The sequence below is a fragment of the Pseudomonas sp. Sample_22 genome, assembly GCF_004307635.1.
Lineage (GTDB): Bacteria > Pseudomonadota > Gammaproteobacteria > Pseudomonadales > Pseudomonadaceae > Aquipseudomonas.
In genome coordinates this window covers 68,846-87,279 of record NZ_RCNY01000016.1, presented here as the reverse complement: position 1 = coordinate 87,279, position 18,434 = coordinate 68,846, and the positions used below count along the sequence as shown (strand labels likewise).

16 protein-coding genes are annotated in these 18,434 nt (G+C 56.6%); 11 read left to right on the top strand and 5 right to left on the bottom strand.

Translation table 11 applies throughout. The features are described from left to right. Positions 1–76: 76 nt before the first annotated feature. The 8 genes from D8U73_RS03480 (at position 77) to dusA (ending at position 8,613) form a co-directional block, all read left to right on the top strand. A complete protein-coding gene (locus D8U73_RS03480) occupies positions 77–1,774 on the top strand; it encodes a copper resistance system multicopper oxidase (RefSeq protein WP_130903741.1) in 1,698 nt (565 codons plus the stop codon). 10 nt (positions 1,775–1,784) lie between these two features. Next, the gene (locus tag D8U73_RS03475; RefSeq protein WP_056857070.1) at positions 1,785–2,672 is read left to right on the top strand and encodes a copper resistance protein B; all 888 of its coding nucleotides are present in this window, start codon (positions 1,785–1,787) and stop codon (positions 2,670–2,672) included. Positions 2,673–2,724: 52 nt separating this feature from the next. Next, positions 2,725–3,108, top strand: coding sequence for a copper homeostasis periplasmic binding protein CopC (gene copC / locus D8U73_RS03470; protein ID WP_056857069.1), 384 nt, complete (start codon positions 2,725–2,727; stop codon positions 3,106–3,108). A 3-nt stretch (positions 3,109–3,111) separates the two neighbouring features. After that, on the top strand, positions 3,112–4,032 hold the full coding sequence (copD, locus tag D8U73_RS03465) for a copper homeostasis membrane protein CopD (RefSeq protein WP_130903740.1): 921 nt from the start codon (positions 3,112–3,114) through the stop codon (positions 4,030–4,032). Positions 4,033–4,112: 80 nt separating this feature from the next. Continuing rightward, positions 4,113–4,904 (top strand): transporter substrate-binding domain-containing protein, encoded by a 792-nt coding sequence (locus tag D8U73_RS03460; RefSeq protein WP_056857067.1) that lies wholly within the window; start codon positions 4,113–4,115, stop codon positions 4,902–4,904. Between the two features lie 206 nt (positions 4,905–5,110). Next, positions 5,111–5,539 carry a DUF2628 domain-containing protein gene (locus D8U73_RS03455; protein WP_130903739.1) on the top strand — a complete coding sequence of 143 codons (429 nt, stop codon included), beginning with the start codon at positions 5,111–5,113 and terminating at the stop codon, positions 5,537–5,539. Positions 5,540–6,189: 650 nt separating this feature from the next. Next, positions 6,190–7,404 (top strand): multidrug effflux MFS transporter, encoded by a 1,215-nt coding sequence (locus tag D8U73_RS03450; protein WP_056857065.1) that lies wholly within the window; start codon positions 6,190–6,192, stop codon positions 7,402–7,404. Between the two features lie 213 nt (positions 7,405–7,617). Then, on the top strand, positions 7,618–8,613 hold the full coding sequence (gene dusA, locus D8U73_RS03445) for a tRNA dihydrouridine(20/20a) synthase DusA (RefSeq protein ID WP_130903738.1): 996 nt from the start codon (positions 7,618–7,620) through the stop codon (positions 8,611–8,613). A gap of 45 nt (positions 8,614–8,658) precedes the next feature. Here dusA and D8U73_RS03440 read toward each other — a convergent pair whose 3' ends face one another. Then, positions 8,659–9,495 carry an undecaprenyl-diphosphate phosphatase gene (locus D8U73_RS03440; protein WP_130903737.1) on the bottom strand — a complete coding sequence of 279 codons (837 nt, stop codon included), beginning with the start codon at positions 9,493–9,495 and terminating at the stop codon, positions 8,659–8,661. Positions 9,496–10,052: 557 nt separating this feature from the next. Between D8U73_RS03440 and D8U73_RS03435 the strand changes: the two genes are divergently transcribed. From D8U73_RS03435 to D8U73_RS03425, 3 genes are all read left to right on the top strand, one after another. Next, positions 10,053–10,793, top strand: a complete 741-nt coding sequence (locus D8U73_RS03435) for a winged helix-turn-helix domain-containing protein (RefSeq protein WP_056857062.1) — start codon at positions 10,053–10,055, stop codon at positions 10,791–10,793. A gap of 293 nt (positions 10,794–11,086) precedes the next feature. Next, positions 11,087–11,746: a helix-turn-helix domain-containing protein gene (locus D8U73_RS03430; RefSeq protein ID WP_056857061.1), complete on the top strand. Its 660-nt coding sequence runs from the start codon at positions 11,087–11,089 to the stop codon at positions 11,744–11,746. Between the two features lie 392 nt (positions 11,747–12,138). Beyond that, the gene (locus tag D8U73_RS03425; protein WP_056857060.1) at positions 12,139–13,533 is read left to right on the top strand and encodes an undecaprenyl-phosphate glucose phosphotransferase; all 1,395 of its coding nucleotides are present in this window, start codon (positions 12,139–12,141) and stop codon (positions 13,531–13,533) included. 295 nt (positions 13,534–13,828) lie between these two features. Here D8U73_RS03425 and D8U73_RS03420 read toward each other — a convergent pair whose 3' ends face one another. The 4 genes from D8U73_RS03420 to D8U73_RS03405 are packed head-to-tail and all read right to left on the bottom strand — an operon-like array spanning position 13,829 to position 18,400. After that, complete coding sequence (locus D8U73_RS03420) at positions 13,829–15,907, bottom strand: YjbH domain-containing protein (RefSeq protein WP_130903736.1); 2,079 nt, start codon at positions 15,905–15,907, stop codon at positions 13,829–13,831. Further along, positions 15,904–16,665 carry a capsule biosynthesis GfcC family protein gene (locus tag D8U73_RS03415; protein WP_056857058.1) on the bottom strand — a complete coding sequence of 254 codons (762 nt, stop codon included), beginning with the start codon at positions 16,663–16,665 and terminating at the stop codon, positions 15,904–15,906. Before D8U73_RS03415 ends, D8U73_RS03420 begins: the two co-directional genes overlap by 4 nt. Then, positions 16,662–17,327 carry a YjbF family lipoprotein gene (locus D8U73_RS03410; protein ID WP_130903735.1) on the bottom strand — a complete coding sequence of 222 codons (666 nt, stop codon included), beginning with the start codon at positions 17,325–17,327 and terminating at the stop codon, positions 16,662–16,664. Before D8U73_RS03410 ends, D8U73_RS03415 begins: the two co-directional genes overlap by 4 nt. A gap of 11 nt (positions 17,328–17,338) precedes the next feature. Beyond that, positions 17,339–18,400 carry a polysaccharide biosynthesis/export family protein gene (locus D8U73_RS03405; protein WP_130903734.1) on the bottom strand — a complete coding sequence of 354 codons (1,062 nt, stop codon included), beginning with the start codon at positions 18,398–18,400 and terminating at the stop codon, positions 17,339–17,341. Between the last annotated feature and the right edge of the window lie 34 nt (positions 18,401–18,434).

Below are 18,434 nucleotides of genomic sequence, written 5' to 3'. Positions count from 1 at the left end.
CGCCTCAGCCAGCTGAAAGGCACCGTCCGTTAGCCTCGTAGATATGTTCACCAGGCTGACGGACGGGACAATCGGCATGCACTCCAACACTTCACGACGCACCTTCGTCAAAGGACTTGCCGCAGGCGGACTGCTGGGCGGTCTTGGATTATGGCGCCCGCCCGTCTGGGCGATCACCAGCCCCAGTGAACCGCAAGTGCTGACCGGCAGCGATTTCGAGCTATTGATCGGTGAAACGCCGGTCAACTTCACCGGCAATCCGCGCACTGCGATGACAATCAACGGCAGCCTTCCCGGCCCTCTCCTGCGCTGGCGCGAAGGCGATACGGTTACCTTGCGGGTGAAGAACGCACTCAAGGACAGCACTTCCATTCACTGGCATGGCATTTTATTGCCAGCCAACATGGACGGCGTGCCGGGGCTGAGCTTCAAGGGTATCGACCCCGGCGGGCTGTATGTCTACCAATTTAAAGTCCGGCAAAACGGCACCTACTGGTACCACAGTCATTCGGGATTGCAGGAGCAATCCGGCGTCTACGGCCCGCTGGTGATCGACGCCAGGGAACCGGAACCTTTCCAGTACGACCGCGATTACGTGGTGATGCTCACCGATTGGACCGACGAAGACCCGGCCAGTCTGATGAAGACACTGAAAAAGCAATCCGACTACTACAACTACCACAAGCGCACCGTGGGCGATTTCATCGACGACGTCAGCACCAACGGTTGGGGCGCGACCGTTGCCGATCGCAAGATGTGGGCTGAAATGAAGATGAATCCCACCGACCTGGCCGACGTCAGCGGCGCCACTTACACCTACTTGATGAACGGACAGGCGCCGGACGGAAATTGGACCGGCGTGTTCCGTCCCGGGGAAAAACTGCGGCTGCGCTTCATCAACGGCTCGGCCATGAGTTACTTCGACGTGCGCATTCCAGGCCTGAAAATGACCGTTGTCGCGGCCGATGGCCTGCATGTCAAACCCGTGGCCGTCGACGAATTTCGCATCGCCGTGGCGGAGACCTTCGACGTGATCGTCGAGCCGATTGATGCCGTCCATACCGTGTTCGCTCAATCGATGGACCGCACCGGCTACGCCCGCGGCAGCCTTGCGATCAAGCCTGGCCTGTCCGCGCCGGTGCCACCGCTGGATCCGCGCCCCTTGGTCAGCATGGAGGACATGGGTATGGGCGGGATGGATCACGGCAGCATGGCCGGCATGGACCACAGCCAGATGGCCATGCCCGGGATGCAGTCCCATCCCGACTCGGAAAACGACAACCCGCTGGTGGACATGCAAGCCATGTCCACCTCACCCAAACTCGACGACCCCGGCCTGGGCCTGCGCAACAACGGCCGCCGCGTCCTGACCTACGCCGACCTGCGCAGTACCTTCGAAGACCCCGACGGCCGCGATCCCGGACGCACGATCGAATTGCATCTCACCGGACACATGGAGAAGTTTTCCTGGTCATTCAATGGCGTGAAATTCTCCGACGCCGAGCCCTTGCGGCTCAAGTATGGCGAGCGCATTCGCGTGGTGCTGGTCAACGACACCATGATGACCCACCCCATTCACCTGCACGGAATGTGGAGCGATCTCGAAGACGAGAACGGCGACTTCATGGTGCGCAAACACACCATCGACATGCCACCGGGTACACGCCGCAGCTACCGGGTAACCGCCGATGCGCTCGGGCGCTGGGCCTATCACTGCCATCTCCTGTTCCACATGGAAATGGGCATGTTCCGTGAAGTTCGCGTGGAAGAATGAGGTGCCAACCATGATCAGAATTTCCTCCATCGCCGCGGGCATCATCTGCGCTGGCCTGCCGCTTTCTCCGGTGATTGCCGCGACAGACGACATGCAGGGCATGGATCACAGCCAGATGAACTCCATGGACCATGGCGAGCTGCAAACCATGGACGAAGGCCAGATGCAACCAGCAGCCCCGACCGAAAGTCGTACGCCGATCCCGGCCCTGACCGACGCCGACCGTGCTGCCGTCTTCAGCAGCCATAGCGGCCATGCCATACATGACACCGCGCTGAATTCATTCTTCCTCGCCGACAAACTCGAATGGCAGGACGCCGACGACGGCAGCACCCTGGCCTGGGATTTGTCCGGCTGGATCGGCGGCGACATCGATCGTCTGTGGCTGCGCTCCGAAGGCGAACGCACCAACGGCAAGACCGAAGATGCTGAAATCCAGGCGCTGTGGGGCCACGCGATCAGTCCATGGTGGGACGTGGTCAGCGGTGTCCGCCAGGACTTCAAACCCGGCGCCCCGCAAACCTGGGCAGCGCTTGGTGTGCAAGGCATGGCGCTGTACAACTTCGAAGCCGAGGCCACGGCGTTCATCGGCGAAGGCGGTCAGAGCGCCGCGCGGTTGGAGGGCGACTACGACATCCTGCTGACCAACCGACTCATCCTGCAACCGACCGCAGAGCTCAACTTCTATGGCAAGAACGACCCGCAACGAGGAATTGGCTCCGGCCTGTCCAACAGCGAAGCGGGCCTGCGCCTGCGCTACGAAATTCGCCGGGAATTTGCGCCCTACATTGGCGTGACCTGGAACCGCACCTACGGCAAAACCGCCGATTACGCCGCAGCCGAAGGCGAGGACCGCAGCGAGGCGCGGCTGGTTCTCGGCGTGCGCCTGTGGTTCTGAACCCCTATACCAACAATCATAACCAGCCGCATTAAGCGGCAAGAGGCCTTGCATGCACATCATCAAAACCACCGCTGTCACTGTCTTGCTGTCAGCCGGGCTGCTGCTGAGCACTTTGGTTCTAGCCCATCCGAAGTTGCTGTCGTCCAGCCCCGCCGAAGGTGCCATCGGTGCGGCGCCGGGCATCATCGAACTGCACTTTTCGGAAAACCTGGTCAAACAGTTTTCCGGTGCAAAACTGGTCATGACCGAAATGCCCGGCATGGCCCACTCGCCCATGCCCATGAAAGCCAAAGTCAGTGGCGGCAGCGACCCGAAAACCATGCTCATTACTCCGCTGTCACCCCTGCCTGCCGGCACCTATAAAGTAGAGTGGCGCGCCGTATCGTCAGACACCCACCCGATCACCGGCAACGTTTCATTCAAAGTGAAGTGATAGATGAGCGACTCGGCCAACATCGTTCTGCGCTTTTTGTTGTACGTGGATTTGATGCTGCTGTTTGGCGTCGCGCTGTTCGGGTTGTACAGCCTCAGGGGGCCGGAACGGATTTCGGGGGCCGTGCTGCCATTTCGATCGCTATTGGCGGGGGCGGCCATTATCGGGGGGGCGCTATCCGTCATTGGCATGCTGCTGATGGTCAGCACCATGAGCGGGGAATCCAACCTTGGCGAACTGCGCCCGCACATTGAAATGATGGTGCTTGAAATGGACGCCGGGATGGCCTGGATGATTCGGATCACGGCGTTGTTCATCGCCACTTTAGCGATGTTGTTCAACACCCGCGCACCTGCCCCTGGCTTGTGGATGGCGGCTATTGCTGGTGCGATCGCCCTCGCCTCTGTGGCCTGGAGCGGACATGGCGCCATGGATGAAGGCATCTGGCATTTCACCGCAGACATTCTGCACTTGCTGGCCGCGGGTGCCTGGCTGGGCGCATTGGTCGCGTTTTTCTGGATGTCACGCAGCAACAGCCTGCAATCGGAAAACCACATCCGCCTGCTGGCTCGTGCCATCACCCGGTTTGAGCCCGTGGGGGCGCTGATTGTGATTGTCATCACCGTCACCGGAGTTGTGAACTACCTCTACATCGCCGGACCCCGCATCGACGAAGTACTCCTAAGCACCTACGGGGTTTTGCTGCTGATCAAAGTCGCATTGTTCGCCGGTATGCTCGTCCTGGCCGCGATTAACCGCTTTCACCTGGGACCGTTACTGCAACAATCATTGCGAGAGGGGCAGTATCGCGTAGCGGCGAATGCGCTTCGCTGCAGCGTGAGAGTGGAGCTCTTCGCAGCGGTGTTGATTGTGGGGTTGGTGGCGTGGCTCGGCACGTTGAGCCCGCAAGTGGGCGAGCTGTAACGTTCGCCCGTTTTTTGAGTCGCGCACAGTTTTCACTACACTCCCTCCTCCAAGTCACTCAATCAGAAAGCCCGATAACAATGAAAAACAACAAAAGCACATGGATGCTCGGTGGGCTGTTCGCCCTGTCGTTTGGTGTTCAGGCACAGCAAGTCCCTTCACATCTGGACAGCGTCATCCAACAAGGCCAACTGCGGGTTTGCACCACCGGCGATTACAAGCCCTATACCTTCAAAGCCGAGGACGGCGAATACTCCGGCATCGACATCGCCATGGCCCGCTCTCTCGCTGACAGCCTCGGCGTCAAGGTCGAGTGGGTGCAAACCACCTGGAAAACCCTGATGCCCGACATGCTCGCCGGCAAATGCGACATTGGCATGGGCGGCATCTCCGTCACCCTCGAACGGCAGAAAAAAGCCTTCTTCAGCACCACCCTCGACGTCGACGGCAAGATCCCGCTGGTGCGCTGTGAAAACCAGGCGAAGTACCAGACCATCGACCAGATCAACCAGCCATCGGTACGCCTGGTCGAACCGGCCGGCGGCACCAACGAAGCCTTCGTGCACGCCTTCCTGCCCAAGGCGCAACTGAAGTTGCACGATAACGTCACCATCTTTCAGGAGCTGCTGGACAACAAGGCCGACGTGATGATCACCGACACGTCCGAAGCGCTCTATCAACAAAAACTCAAACCGGGACTCTGCGCGGTGAACCCGACGCAGTACATGCAATATGGCGAGAAAGCCTACCTGTTGCCCCGGGATGACATCACCTGGAAATCCTATGTGGACCAGTGGCTGCATCTGGCCAAGGTAACGGGTAATTACCAGAAAGTGCTGGGACAGTGGTTGGCGGTGCCTGAAGGCAAGTAACCATGTGCCCGTCCCTGTAAATTCTCCAAGCCGTGACAAACTGCGCGCTAGTGCACTTTGTCATGGCTTGTTAAATCCAGTTACATGCTTGAAACTTGGCCCGCACCGATAGCAGTCCGGTCGCCTGCAAGACGCGTTGACAAGCGCACCGAATGATCATTCGGTCGATGCCTCGACCGAGCAAAACCCTCAAAAAAGGACAGACAATGAGCAGCACGGATGAATTGCAAACCTACAACGCCAGTCCGAAATGGCAAGAAAGATTCGCTTTCTTCGATCAGTACGGAGCCCCCAAAAGCCCTGAGTTCAAATCGGCTTTCAAACAATTGCCGGCGCGCAAGCGTATTCTGATCAACCTGAACTTCATCGCTTTTTTCTTCGGGCCTATCTATCTTTTCGTGCTTGGACTGTGGAAAAAGAACCTGGCAATCATCGCGATTATCATCGCCATCTCCTTCGTCCTGACACTGATATTCACTCTGCTGGGTTACGACGAAGGACCCAAAGCCGTTAACACCGGCCTGAATGTCGTCTTTGCACTGATGTACGGGCTGAGCGCCAACTACGCCTACTACCTGAAACAGGTCAAAGGCTCACAAGGCTGGAATCCTTTTGAAGGCTTGAGAATCGTCTAAGCCTCATCCCGCGTGCAGAACGGCGGAAATCATTCCACCGTTCTGCATCGATCAATCGTCAGGTGCTCTCTCACTCTCCAGGTGAGGCAGAAGCAGCAGAGCGGGCCCTTCTCTCTGTATTCCGTATCGCCAATAAAGCGCTTGCTTCTCGAAATGGCGAGTCGTGGGATTCCCGCGCTGGTTGTGAGTTATCTATACACACTGATTGATCTGCCTGCGCCTGTGCCTCCAATAGCAGCTGCCGACGAAGCGAGGATTAAAATGCTTCCAGTTCAGTCCGCGTGATAATAAAGCTGTCCCCTTTTCTCCCTTCCTCAAACGCCCCGTTCATCGCTCACCCCGGTACCGTTCAGGGCTAGTGAAAACGCCCTCGCTCTGGCAGCGAATGAAAATATTACACGCGTCATATTTACAGCTGGAATTTATTATGCCCATAATCCCGCACAGACAGGGAGAGCCTCATGATTGTTTAATTTGCCGCTGCGACACGGCTGCGCAGCAGCACCCCGAGAGATTCCGACCATGAATTCAGACATCGATCCCTGGCCTTGCCCCGCTGTCACCTTGGTGTTGTTGCGCCTCGAATGTCAGTCCTTGAACTCCAACGGAGTTGGGTGCGCATCCTTCCATTACAGCCTTGGATAAAAGTCATGAACCTTCCCAGCCGTTCCAGCGTATTGCTTGCACTCTTGATCGGGCTCTGCGCACTGGGGGAGATTTCCACCCAGATGCTGATTCCCAGCCTGCGCGACCTTGAAGCAGGGCTCGGCGCCGTGCCGGGTTCCTCCTTGACGGCATTATCGGTATTTGTTGCTGCCTTTGGTCTCGGCCAACTTTTCTTCGGCCCGCTGTCAGACCGCATCGGTCGTCGACCTATGCTGCTCGTCGGTGTTACCACTTACGTGCTCGCCTCTCTGTGGATGGCGTTTGCCCAAAGCATGCCCGAGTTCATTGCGGGCCGTGCGCTGCAGGGTTTGGGAGCCTGTGTTGCGCTGGTGGTAGCACGTAGCGTCGTGCGCGATGTCTGGAAGGAAAAAGCCGGCCCGGTCATGGCCATCACGGTGATTGGGATGCTCAGCGCGATTATGCTCTCACCGGTTCTAGGCGGGCTGATTGCCACCCATGCCGGTGGCTGGCGCGCGGTCTCGTTCGCAACCGTATTGTTTGGCGGTGCGGCTCTCGCGGGGTCACTATTTTTCAAGGAGACCAATCTGCAGCCCGACGCGCAGGCGGGAAGGCTGAAGACGCTGCTGGGTAACTACGCCTTGCTGCTCAAAGACTCATCCCTGCGAAGCTTCGCCATCGCCATCGCCTGCACCTACGGCGCAATGTTCAGCTTTATTGCCGGCTCTTCCCGCGTACTGGTTGGGCAACTCGGCTTGAGTCCAACCCAATATGGGCTGGTTTTCGGCGGCATCGTTTCGGGGTTGATTGCCGGCGCGATCTTCACCAACCGCACCATCATGAAGTACGGCCCGGAAAAAATCGTTGCCATCGGTACAAGCCTGGTCGCGGTTGGCGCCGGTTCAGGGCTGATACTGCACGAACTCATCGGCCCGTCGGTGGCCGGCCTGATGCTGCCGCAGATGCTGTTGACGCTGGGTTCGGGCATGGTCTTGCCGGGTTCGGTTGCTGGCGCAGTGATTCCTAATCCGACTCGCGCCGGGCTGGCAGCGGGCTTTATCGGTTTTTCCCAGATGGCCGGCGCGACTGTTTCTGGCTTGCTGCTGAGCCATCTGCAGGACAATACAGCCTTCCCGATGGTTGCTCTGAATAGCGCATTCGCCGTGGCCGGTTTCCTTGTTTTCCGGATCATGCGTGCAAAAAAGGGGACAGATCTATTTTCCAACGCCAAAACAAAATAGGCCTCACATGAAAAACGCCTGCTTAAATTCAAGACGCCATGTGCGCTTGGATTTGTGGGGCTTCCACACCCTTGTCGCTGATTTTGCAGCGACGGGGTGAACAGAAGATCAGCAATATGGTGTGGATTCAACCGGCGCTAGACACGTCCAAGCCCTATTAGCCCAATCCTGATAAACTCCCCGATCTCCCAGCCTCACCGACTCCAGATCTCCATGTCCGTAAACACTGCTGCACCCGCCCCGCTTTCTCGCCGCTTCAGCGTGGCACCGATGATGGATTGGACTGACCGCCATTGCCGTTTTTTCCTGCGCTTGTTGTCGAAAAATGCCCTGCTCTACACCGAAATGGTCACCACCGGTGCTTTGCTCAATGGTGATCACGAGCGTTTTCTGCGGCATGACGAAGCTGAGCACCCGCTCGCGTTGCAGTTGGGTGGCAGTGTTCCGCTGGATTTGGCGGCCTGTGCGCGGATGGCCCAGGAGCATGGTTACGATGAGGTGAATCTGAATGTCGGCTGCCCGAGTGATCGGGTGCAGAACAATATGATTGGCGCGTGCCTGATGGGGCATCCGCAATTGGTGGCCGATTGCGTGAAGGCGATGCGTGATGCGGTGTCGATTCCGGTAACGGTCAAGCATCGTATCGGCATCAACGGTCGCGACAGTTACGAACAACTGTGTGACTTCGTCGGTACGGTGCGAGATGCCGGTTGCACCAGTTTTACCGTGCATGCGCGGATTGCGATTCTCGAAGGTTTGTCGCCGAAGGAGAACCGTGACATTCCGCCGTTGCGTTACGACGTAGCGGCGCGGCTGAAAGCGGACTTTCCGCAGTTGGAGATTATTCTCAATGGTGGGATCAAGACGCTGGATGCCTGCCATGAACATTTGCAGACATTCGACGGTGTGATGCTGGGCCGCGAGGCGTATCACAACCCGTATCTGATGGCTGAGGTGGATCAGCAATTGTTCGGCAGCACAGCGCCGGTGATCACGCGTGCCGAAGCCTTGGCGCAGTTGCGCCCTTACATTGCTGCGCACATCGATGCGGGCGGCTCGATGCACCACATCACCCGACATGTGCTGGGTCTGGGCACCGGATTTCCCGGAGCACGCAAGTTTCGCCAGTTGTTGTCGGTGGACATTCACAAGACCAAGGAGCCCTTGGCACTGCTGGATCAAGCCGCTGGATTGCTTGAAGGACGATAACCCCGGTGATAAAAACCAGGCGGTATGAACCGCCTGGTATTGCTGTCAGCCCACTGCTGCAGCCGCTGTCCAGTTAACCCAGCCGAATATCCAGGTTGCCAGAATCAGCAATCCAAAGGCGATCCGGTACCACGCAAATGCGGCATAACTGTGGTTCGCAATGAACTTGAGCAGGCCGCGCACAGCGATCATCGCGAAAAAGAATGCGGTTACAAAGCCCAGGGCGAAAACCGGCAGATCGCTGTTCTGGAACAGGTCGCGGTACTTGTAGCCCGAGTACACCGCGGCGCCGACCATGGTTGGCATCGCCAGGAAGAACGAGTATTCGGTAGCGGCCTTGCGTGACAGGCCAAACAGCAAGCCACCGATGATGGTCGATCCGGAGCGGGAAGTCCCCGGTACCATCGCCAGGCATTGTGCGAACCCCACCTTCAGCGCATCTGACCAGCGCATATCGTCCACGTGCTCGATGTGCACAACATGATCCCGTTGTTCAGCCCACAACATGACAATGCCACCCACGACCAATGCGACAGCCACGGTTATCGGGTTGAACAGGTATTCATGGATCTTGTCGGCGAACAACACACCCAGAACAACTGCCGGAAGGAAACCGATCAGCAGGTTGAGGGTAAAGCGTTGTGCATTGCGCTGGGTCGGCAAGCCTTTGACGATATCGAAAATCCTGGGACGAAACTCCCAGACAACGGCAAGAATGGCACCCAGCTGAATAATGATATTGAAGGCCATGGCGCGCTCACCGCCAAACTCCAATAAATCTGCAACAATAATCTGATGCCCCGTACTGGATATGGGCAAAAACTCCGTAAGGCCTTCTACCGCACCTAAAACCAACACCTTTAAAAGGGTCAAGAACTCCATTAATCCTCCGTCAGACCGCCCTCGAAGCGCGCCCCGTTAACTACTTTTCAGGTATTGAGCAACTGGACCAAGCGTAACTGGCAAATTGACAGCCTTTACCCGACCCAGCGACGGAGAATAGGTCTTATCAAACAACACACTCAAGGCTTGTTAATAATCGTCCGACTGAATAATTAATCGAAAATGGATTTCGACATTGAGCTCGTAGCGCGCTCGCTCTCAATAAAACGTGACCCACCGCACACTATTTATATTTCTGCACAAAAGGACTAAATTCTGTAAATCACGAACTCAGCGTACAAACAGTGGCAAAAAGACATTAAAAAACCATCGCCAGAGACTCAAAGTAATGGCACAATTCCATATTGCCACCATCTAACGAGGGATTTTCACTAGTTCACCCCGCCGAGAAAATCAACTAAAAGCTTGAAAAGCTTAATTATTGTTAGAAAACTCGAGAGCCACGTCTAAAATTCGCTTGAATGTTACCAATTGTCAGTCACAGATGAGAACCGGTGCTTTAACATCCCGATGTCAGCACCTATTCGAGTCAATGCATGATGCTTACAGGGAACTTAGCGACTAGAAGCCTGCGCCAGACAAACGACGAACCCGGTGTTCTCACGCTGGGTCGAACGCGTGGCGTGGCTGAACATTTTAGAGCGCTAATCGCAAGGCATGTGCAGGCCGATATGGCACTGGATGCCAGTTCGTACACACTTTCGTATAAGAAAAACGAGTACTTAGGTTCGTATCGAGCCATCTTCATCATCATCGATAGCCCCCAGGCTCTCGAGGAAAGCCTTGCGCTGGTGGAAAGCCTGCGCACTACCCACTTGAAACCGATCATATGTGCGGTCATCACAGGCCGCGGCACCTTCAACAAGATGAAATATTATCTTGCCGGGGCCGACTTTTGTCTCAAGTTCAATACCCTGTCTGAAGAAGGCGCCGAGTTACTTGCCGATTTTTTCAGCAGTGAGGAATGGCAAAGGGATATCAATCTGATATTGGACCCCACCCGTATCTGCTTATTGGGCTCCGACAAAAAACTGGATATTTCATTTGCAGAAATGAAGATTCTGGAAGCATTTGCGCAAACCAGTAACCACATACTAAGTCACGATGAAATCGCCGGCATCATGGGTCTGAATACCAATTTCTACGACCCCAGAGCACTGGAAAAATCAATCAGTCGCTTGCGCGGAAAAATCAAAGACGTGTACGGTACAAACGCCATCCAGAGCATTCGGGGGTACGGCTACCGCCTGATGAGAGGGTTGATATCGACTGTCTGAGCCAGCAATTCAAAGGCTTTTTGACATCATCTAAGGGAATGTTTTTTCAACTATACAAAGATATCGGTTTCATTGTTTGATTTGTATTTTATACTTCATGCCAATTTATCGACTCCATGACCGTGGCAACACTGAACCATAACAATAAGAAGTCATTCTATAGCAGATCGCGTGGAACCTATCGAGGGCCATTTTTGCGCCCAAACCCTGCCTTTTCGATTACTTCCGAGGGAGTCTCTACTCCCCTGCCGATCATTTTTTGCCAAATTTGGTGCGTACTTCAGGAGAGAGACATGGAAATTAGTACACCCCTCCCAAGAAAATATTTCGTCGTCGTAACCCACAGCACTACGTCGCAACGCGAATTGGAGAGCATTCTGTCCAGTGAGCGTTTCAACTCATTCGGAACCTCCCAAGCACAAATGTTTGTTGAAGGTGTTGCCTCGTCCTCTACTGCCCCGGTGCTGATGGAGTTCACTTACCCAAGCGTGACAAGGAAAAAAGTTGCGCAAAGTATCGAACACGATACGCAGAGAATATTGGCCACCCTTGAATCTGAATGGCTGGCAGCTCAATCGGAAAATCCTTTTCACGGCAAGCCGGCAATGATTGCGGAAGCCAGTAACACCGCACAAGCGATAGAAGGTCACGCACCTTGCAGCGAAGTCTGGCAACTCGACGACGATCAGGGCGCGCTGGTGAAAGCGGGTATCGAGATAAACCTGACCGGACTGGAAACTGCACTCGTCAGGAAAATGCTCAACCATGAAGAACGCGTTGTCAGTCGAGATGAACTGATCCTCAGTATCGGCAGGGAACCGGAGCAATACCGCGGCCTGGAGATGTGCCTCAGTCGACTGCAAGATAAATTCAAAAGTGCCAGCAATGGTGAGCGGTTGTTTCGTGCGGTGAGAAACCGCGGCTACTGCCTGATCCAGGAAGTGGTGTGCTGAACGCCTGATCCGGACAAACAACACAAACATCAACAGTGCGACAACAACAATAAAAATAGCACTTTGTTTGTTTTCCCCGCTTGAAAACTCTATTCAAACCCGCCTGCCTCCACCCCTCCTACAATACCCAATACAACATCAAATATTCACCCCCTGCTGATCGACCATTTCTAACGTTCGACTATTTGCCCTTAATAAAAGTTGGCACCCTGCCACCTTGTTAGAACTCGTCAGACAGCATCCCCGTCAATAACTTAGTCTATTGACTGACGACAGTTCCGCATATCGGCGTTGTTACCTCAGGACACTCGCTACAACAACAATAAAAAGTCTATTAACAACTCGGATTTCAACTGTCGAAACCTGAATGGACGTCTTTTGGGGATATTCGTATGGATCTTTCTCTTCGTATCAATCGAAACACCGGCCTCAAGGGACTTACCTTTTGGGGCCAATGGGCATTGGCACAGGGCTTTGTTGTTTCACTGCTGTTCATACTTGCTGAGCGACATACTGGCTCGGTCGAGTTCTACTATCGAATGTGCGCAACGCTGGCGGTACTTGCCTCGGTTCCGGCTTACACGTTCAGCGGTGTATATCGAAAAAGAGACAACTACCTGACGGGGCTGGGACGCCTGTTCATGGGCTGGTCCATGACCATGGCTGCGCTGGCCTGCATTGCATTCATCTGCAAAGCCGATGCGCTGTTTTCACGGGAAGTTATTCTTGGCTGGGCAGTGTACGGTTTCCTCGGCCAGGCATTGCTGTATGCGCCCCTGCATGCGTTTTCGAAGTACTACCAGCGTTCGCGCAAAAGCGAGCACAAGACCCTGATCGTTGGCACTGGCGAACTGGCACTGGGGCTGGCAAACAAGCTGAGTCTTCTGGAAAACCTGCCACTGGTGGGCTTGGTCAGCAACGGCAGCGTGCCATCGCTGGAGCCGGGCGCGCCGCGCGTCGTCGGTGCTCAAGAAGATCTGCTGGACCTGATCAAAGCCCATGACATTCGTCGCCTGTACATCACCCTGCCCTTGTCCGAAGCTGCCAAAATCGAAGCCATGTACCTCGATTTGCTCGGTGCCAACGTTGACGTGGTCTGGGTCCCGGACTTGAACAGTCTGACGCTGCTCAATCACTCGGTGAAGGTCGTGGACGGTCTGCCGGCGATTTACCTGAACGAAAGCCCGCTGACCAGCCGGCCGACCGCTGCACTGAGCAAAAGCCTGGTGGAAAAAAGCGTGGCGCTGCTGGCCATCATCCTGTTGAGCCCGGTTTTGCTGGTCATCGCACTGGCCGTGAAACTCAACTCGCCCGGCCCGGTGTTCTTCAAGCAAGACCGACATGGCTGGAACGGCAAGGTGATTCAGGTCTGGAAGTTCCGCTCGATGCGCGTCCACGATGACAAAGAGGTCAAGCAGGCCAGCCGCAACGACTCGCGTATCACCGCCGTTGGCCGCTTCATCCGCCGCACTTCGCTGGATGAACTGCCGCAACTGTTCAATGTGCTGCAAGGGCATATGGCGTTGGTGGGTCCACGGCCGCACGCCGTCGCGCACAACAACTACTACTCCGGGAAAATCCTCGCTTACATGGCGCGCCATCGAATCAAACCGGGCATCACCGGCCTGGCGCAGATCAACGGTTGCCGAGGCGAGACCGATACCCTCGACAAGATGCAGAAGCGCGTCGAGATCGACCTCAAGTACATCAACAACTGGTCGTTGTGGCTGGACCTGAAGATCCTGGTGAAGACGCCGTTCACGTTGCTGTCGAAGGACATCTACTGATGGATTAGCGTTGCACAGCGCAACACCGCAAGGGGACGCAAGTCCCCTTTTTTGTGGGCGCAATTCGTGGAAGCGATGGCGTGGCAGGCAAGGTTGTGTCGACTGGGCTGACGTCATCGCCAGCAAGCTTGCTGCCACAGGGTATCGGGTGTGATTTGGGTATCGGGTACGGCAATGAGCAGTTTAGCAGCCAGCCTGCTGGCGATGGCGTCGGGTCAGTCAGCATTGAAGCTGGATGTTGCTGACGCCATCGCCAGCAGGCTCGCCCCTGCAGCTTCGAGGTACGAGCCAGGTGTTACTCAGTGATCTTCTCGAAGTTGCGATAGAACATGTCGTCGTCACGGCTGTCGGTCATGGAGTGCAACTGAAAGCTGCGATTGAGTCGTGCACCGCCGTCCCGGGTCAGTGGCGACCAGACGAGGTTGGCGCGACGCATGGTCGACATGCTCATCAGTTCGTCGAACGGGATCGACAGATAGATGCCTTTGTCAAAGCTACCTTCGCCATATTCGGCGCCAGTAGCAGTCGTAATCGTTGCCCAGGCGCCAAATCGCACACCATTGGAAAACTCCTTCGAGATATCCAGCGTGCCGCCCCAGTCACCGGCCAGATAACGCCCGACACTGACTGCCGCGAGCGTATCGAACGGCAAGTAGGTGTAGCCGGTGATGTGCCCGGTGACGATCGAATAATCTCGCAGCCCAAAGCCCTGGTCGAATTCGCGCTGACGCACATAGTTCAAGTCCGCGCCCAGCGACCAGCGCTCGCCGGTCGGGCGAAACAGCACCTCGCCACCTACCCCGGCGAACATTGATTCCAGATAGCCGCCGTAGACCATGCCGTACAAATCTTTGTCCAACTGTTCGGCGTGACTGACCTGGAACAACGGCATGGTCACTTCGGAAGTCGTCAGGTACTGGCGCAAGTCCGTGCGCACACGGGGCAAGTCGCTGGGAGCGTCATAGGTGAACTTGTCAAAGTTGTTCGCCAGATTGGCACTGAGCAAACCGCTCCACCAAGTGTTGCGGTTGAAGCGGTATTCGGCGTCCGCGTCGGCACTGAATTGATAGAGCAAGCCATCAGGACCGCCGACGTTCTGCTTGAAGCCCAGCCCGACGCCATAGCTGAATGGTTGAAGGGCTTCGGTGTAGATGGTTTTTTCGTTGTGCGGCATCGCCGGGTTGATCTCGGTGGTGCGATGCAGCGATTGCAATGGCTCCTCGTTGTTGATCACCTCACGGAAGGTTTGCCGAGGCACGCTGGTCTCTTCCAGCGGCAGGTCGTAGCGCTTGTTCACCACGGTGAACCAGTCGATGTCGTCGTTGACGCTGTTGTCCAGAATCCGGCTCGCCCGGCCAACCGCTTTGGCGGAATGGAAATAACGCTGCTGTTCGCCATAGACGAACAATTCCGACCCGCGCTGGCTGATGCGCTCAACCTTGTAGCCGGCGTTTTGCTGCAGGCGCCTTGACACATCGGCCCAATCGACCTGCTGCATTTGCGTACTCGGCGCCTTCGCCGGTAGCGGTTCAGCCGGCGGATCGAAGGTCTTCGCCGGCGCCTTGCGGCTGACGAAATTGGTGTGGAAGGTGACGCCAAACATCGCGGTGTTGCCGCGCTCCCACGCAGCACTGACGTCGATCGAGTCGGTCAGTTTGAACACCGCACCGAGGTTGATCGGCGAATCCTGCTTGATTTCGTTGTCCTTGGGTTCGTGCTTGTAATCGTTGCCTTCGTATTCCAGTTTCAGACTGAGCCGATCCCATGGCGTCTGATAACTCACACCGCCGAACAAAGAAGGCTTGCCGCGAAAATACGACCCGGCGTTGACGTCGCCGGTACCTTCGCTGTCGGGCCGGGTATTGAAGCGGTCAGCGAGCTCGCCCAGCGGGTTATCGAAGTCGCCTCGATTGCCCAGGTAACCCCAGGCAATGCCGGCGCTGAAATCGAAATCGTCATAGCGTTTGTTGGCAACCACAAACTCACTGGAGAACAGACCGGTACCACCGATGTCTCGAAAGCCCAGCGCCACTTCCGGCGCCCAATGGCTCTCTTCCCACAGTCGGGCCTTGATATCGACCGCCTTATCCTTATAGCTCTGGCTGCCACTCAGCGAGTCGGGGCCGTAAGGGCGGTTGGTGATGGCGGTATAGCGGAACGAACCTTCCAGCCATTCGAACGGCTGAAGCGACACGCTGTATCGGCTATAGGGATCGGTACGGTTGGCATTCACGCTCAACTCACCGGCCGGCAACATCCGCGCGGTCGGCGTTTGCAACAAACCAGCGCCACCAAAATCATTCTGAGTAATACGTGGTTCTGCATGGGCCAGACCACACGGCAATAACAATACGGCTGCAAAACGTAAATTCAACGAACCACCTCAGCCAGCTGCGTGGCAATGAATTCGGCCAACTGCTGATTCAGTTCAGGGACAGGCGGATCAAGGTCATCGTTTTTGACCGGCACCAGAATCTTGCTGCCGGCAACGGGAAAGTGCCCGCTCTCGCGATTCCAGTGCGCAATACCCACCCGCCGGACCACGCCATCGGGCTGAATCAGCCACAGGTAATCGGCCTCGGCATCGTCCAGCGGCGTGCAACCTTGCAGATACTCGCGAGCCTCCAGTAACGGCTGATATGGCAAGTGGCAGGTTTCAGCGACAGCACCGAGCACTTCGACTTCATCGACACGTTTCGGGTAAATCAGGCGATCGCCATCGTCGAGACGAATGTTGCGCGCGAAGCCGACTTCCACTGCGACCGGATCCAGATTGGCGATCTGTCGCCCGGTGACCGGCATCTGCCGCACTTGCTCGGACAAACGCACTGCCAGCGCTGCACGGCCTGGTTTGTCGAAGAGCGAAGCCATGCGCTGCAAAACGTCCAGATCAAACAACACGCCCGCCTTGAGCCGCGCCTGCTCTTGCAGCAACGACTGACGCAACAACACACCCGCCAGCCAATAACCTTCGGCATTGGGCACGGCCACGTTGATCACATCGAGCAAACGCCCGCCTGCCGAGAGCTCGACCGGCCCGGGGTTGGCGACGTCACCGGTGACCGTGACAGCGGCCTGGCTCACGCTGGTGATCAACAGTAAACACGCCGATAGCGTTCTCAAGCGCTTCACGGGACATGCCTGCGGTTGGGGGTCAGTTGCACGATCCTGACGCGCAACTGCGCCGTCAGCTGTTGCTCGCTCTGCACAATGAAACCGTCGACGGGATCGACCCAATAACGATTGGTCGCCCGCAGACCGATGGCCGGGGCATCAATCTGCTCATCGACACGCAGCACGCTGTATTCCTTGTTGAGAATGGTCAGGGTGTCCATGGACTTTCGGGAGAAGCGGCTATTAACGATCACTCCCACTTCCTGGCCCTTGTAGAGATCGATCCAGCGCCGGGAGGTGTAGCCATCGGCGACATGATGAAGGCCTTGCTTGAACGGTGAGGTGTCCGGCAGACGCGTGCCGTCCAGATCACCCTCCTGGCCCAGGCCAATGCTGCGCACGGCAAGACCATTGCGCAGCAGCAGCACTTGTTTGCCGGAGGCGACCCAGAACTGCAGGTCTTCACGCTCGCGCACCAGCGCCAATACCCCGGAGCCGGACGGCGTGGTCAGTTTGATCTGCGGATAGTTGACCTCGGCCACCTGGGCCGGGGTCACGTCCACCTCATCCGGTCCGATCACCGCCGATTTGAGGTTGTTCAACGAAGCGTTCATCAACGGGTTGCAGCCACACAACAACAGGGCCGCGCTCAGGCAGACGCCAACTTTCAACGTGTTCACTGTCGGCGACCTTATTTGCTGTTGTTACTGTATTCGCTCCAGTTCTTCGCAGCGGAAGCACCCGTACCGACAATCGACGCCGATGGCACCAATTGGCTGATGAAGCGGTTCCAGCGAGTCACGTTGGCAGGCCCGACATAGACAACGTCCTGAGGGCGCACTTCGAAGTGCGTGGCGAGCGCCATGGCGGTCGGCGATTGAGCGTTCAACTGGTAGATCTTCGCCGGCTCCACGTCGAGGTTTTCAACGCCGCGGATGACGTAGACCGCGTTGCCGTTGGAAGTGGTCTGACTCAAGCCGCCAACCGAGCCGAGGACATCGGACAGGTTCATGGTGGCGGTCTTGAAGCTCAACGCGCGCGGCTGGTTGACCTCGCCCATGACGTAGATGCGCTTGTTGTCGTTGTACGGCAGATACAACTGATCACCACCCTTGAGATAGACGCCCTGCAACTCGGAGTCCTGCTGGTTGAGCGAGTCGAGATTGAGCGGGTACACCCGCCCGTTGCGCGTCAGCGTCAGGCCGGACAAGTCAGCGTTGTTGGTATCGATTCCAGCGGAACCGAGGGCCTCGACCACGCTCAGCGGGTTGGTGGAAATCGCTTGCGGGCCACCCTTGGTCACGGCGCCGGTGACCACGACTTTCTGGCTGGCGAATCGCAGCACTGCGACATCTACCTGCGGCTCGGCGATAAACGCCGACAGCCGTTGTTCGATGTCTGCGCGCAGTTGCTGGATCGTACGCCCGGCAGCCTGGACTTCTTTGATGAAGGGGTAATACAGCGTGCCGTCGGCGCGCACCAGCCGTCCGTTGGCATCGATCTGTTGTTGCGCGCCGGACGGGGCTGTCAGTTCAGGGTGATCCCAGACCGTGATGTACAAGACATCGTTGTTACCGATGCGGTACTCGGCCGGAGTCGCCAACAGCTCTGCCGGCAGCGACTCACGCTTTTGCGTGGTGCGGGTGGTGGATATGAGCTTGGGGGTAATCGGGATCAGCTCGACCCTGCTGCTTTCACTGGCCCCTTGGCGGGTGATATCACTGGTGCTCAGGTATTGGCCGGGGGAAAACATGCAACCTTGTAAAGCGAGACTTGCCAACATTAAA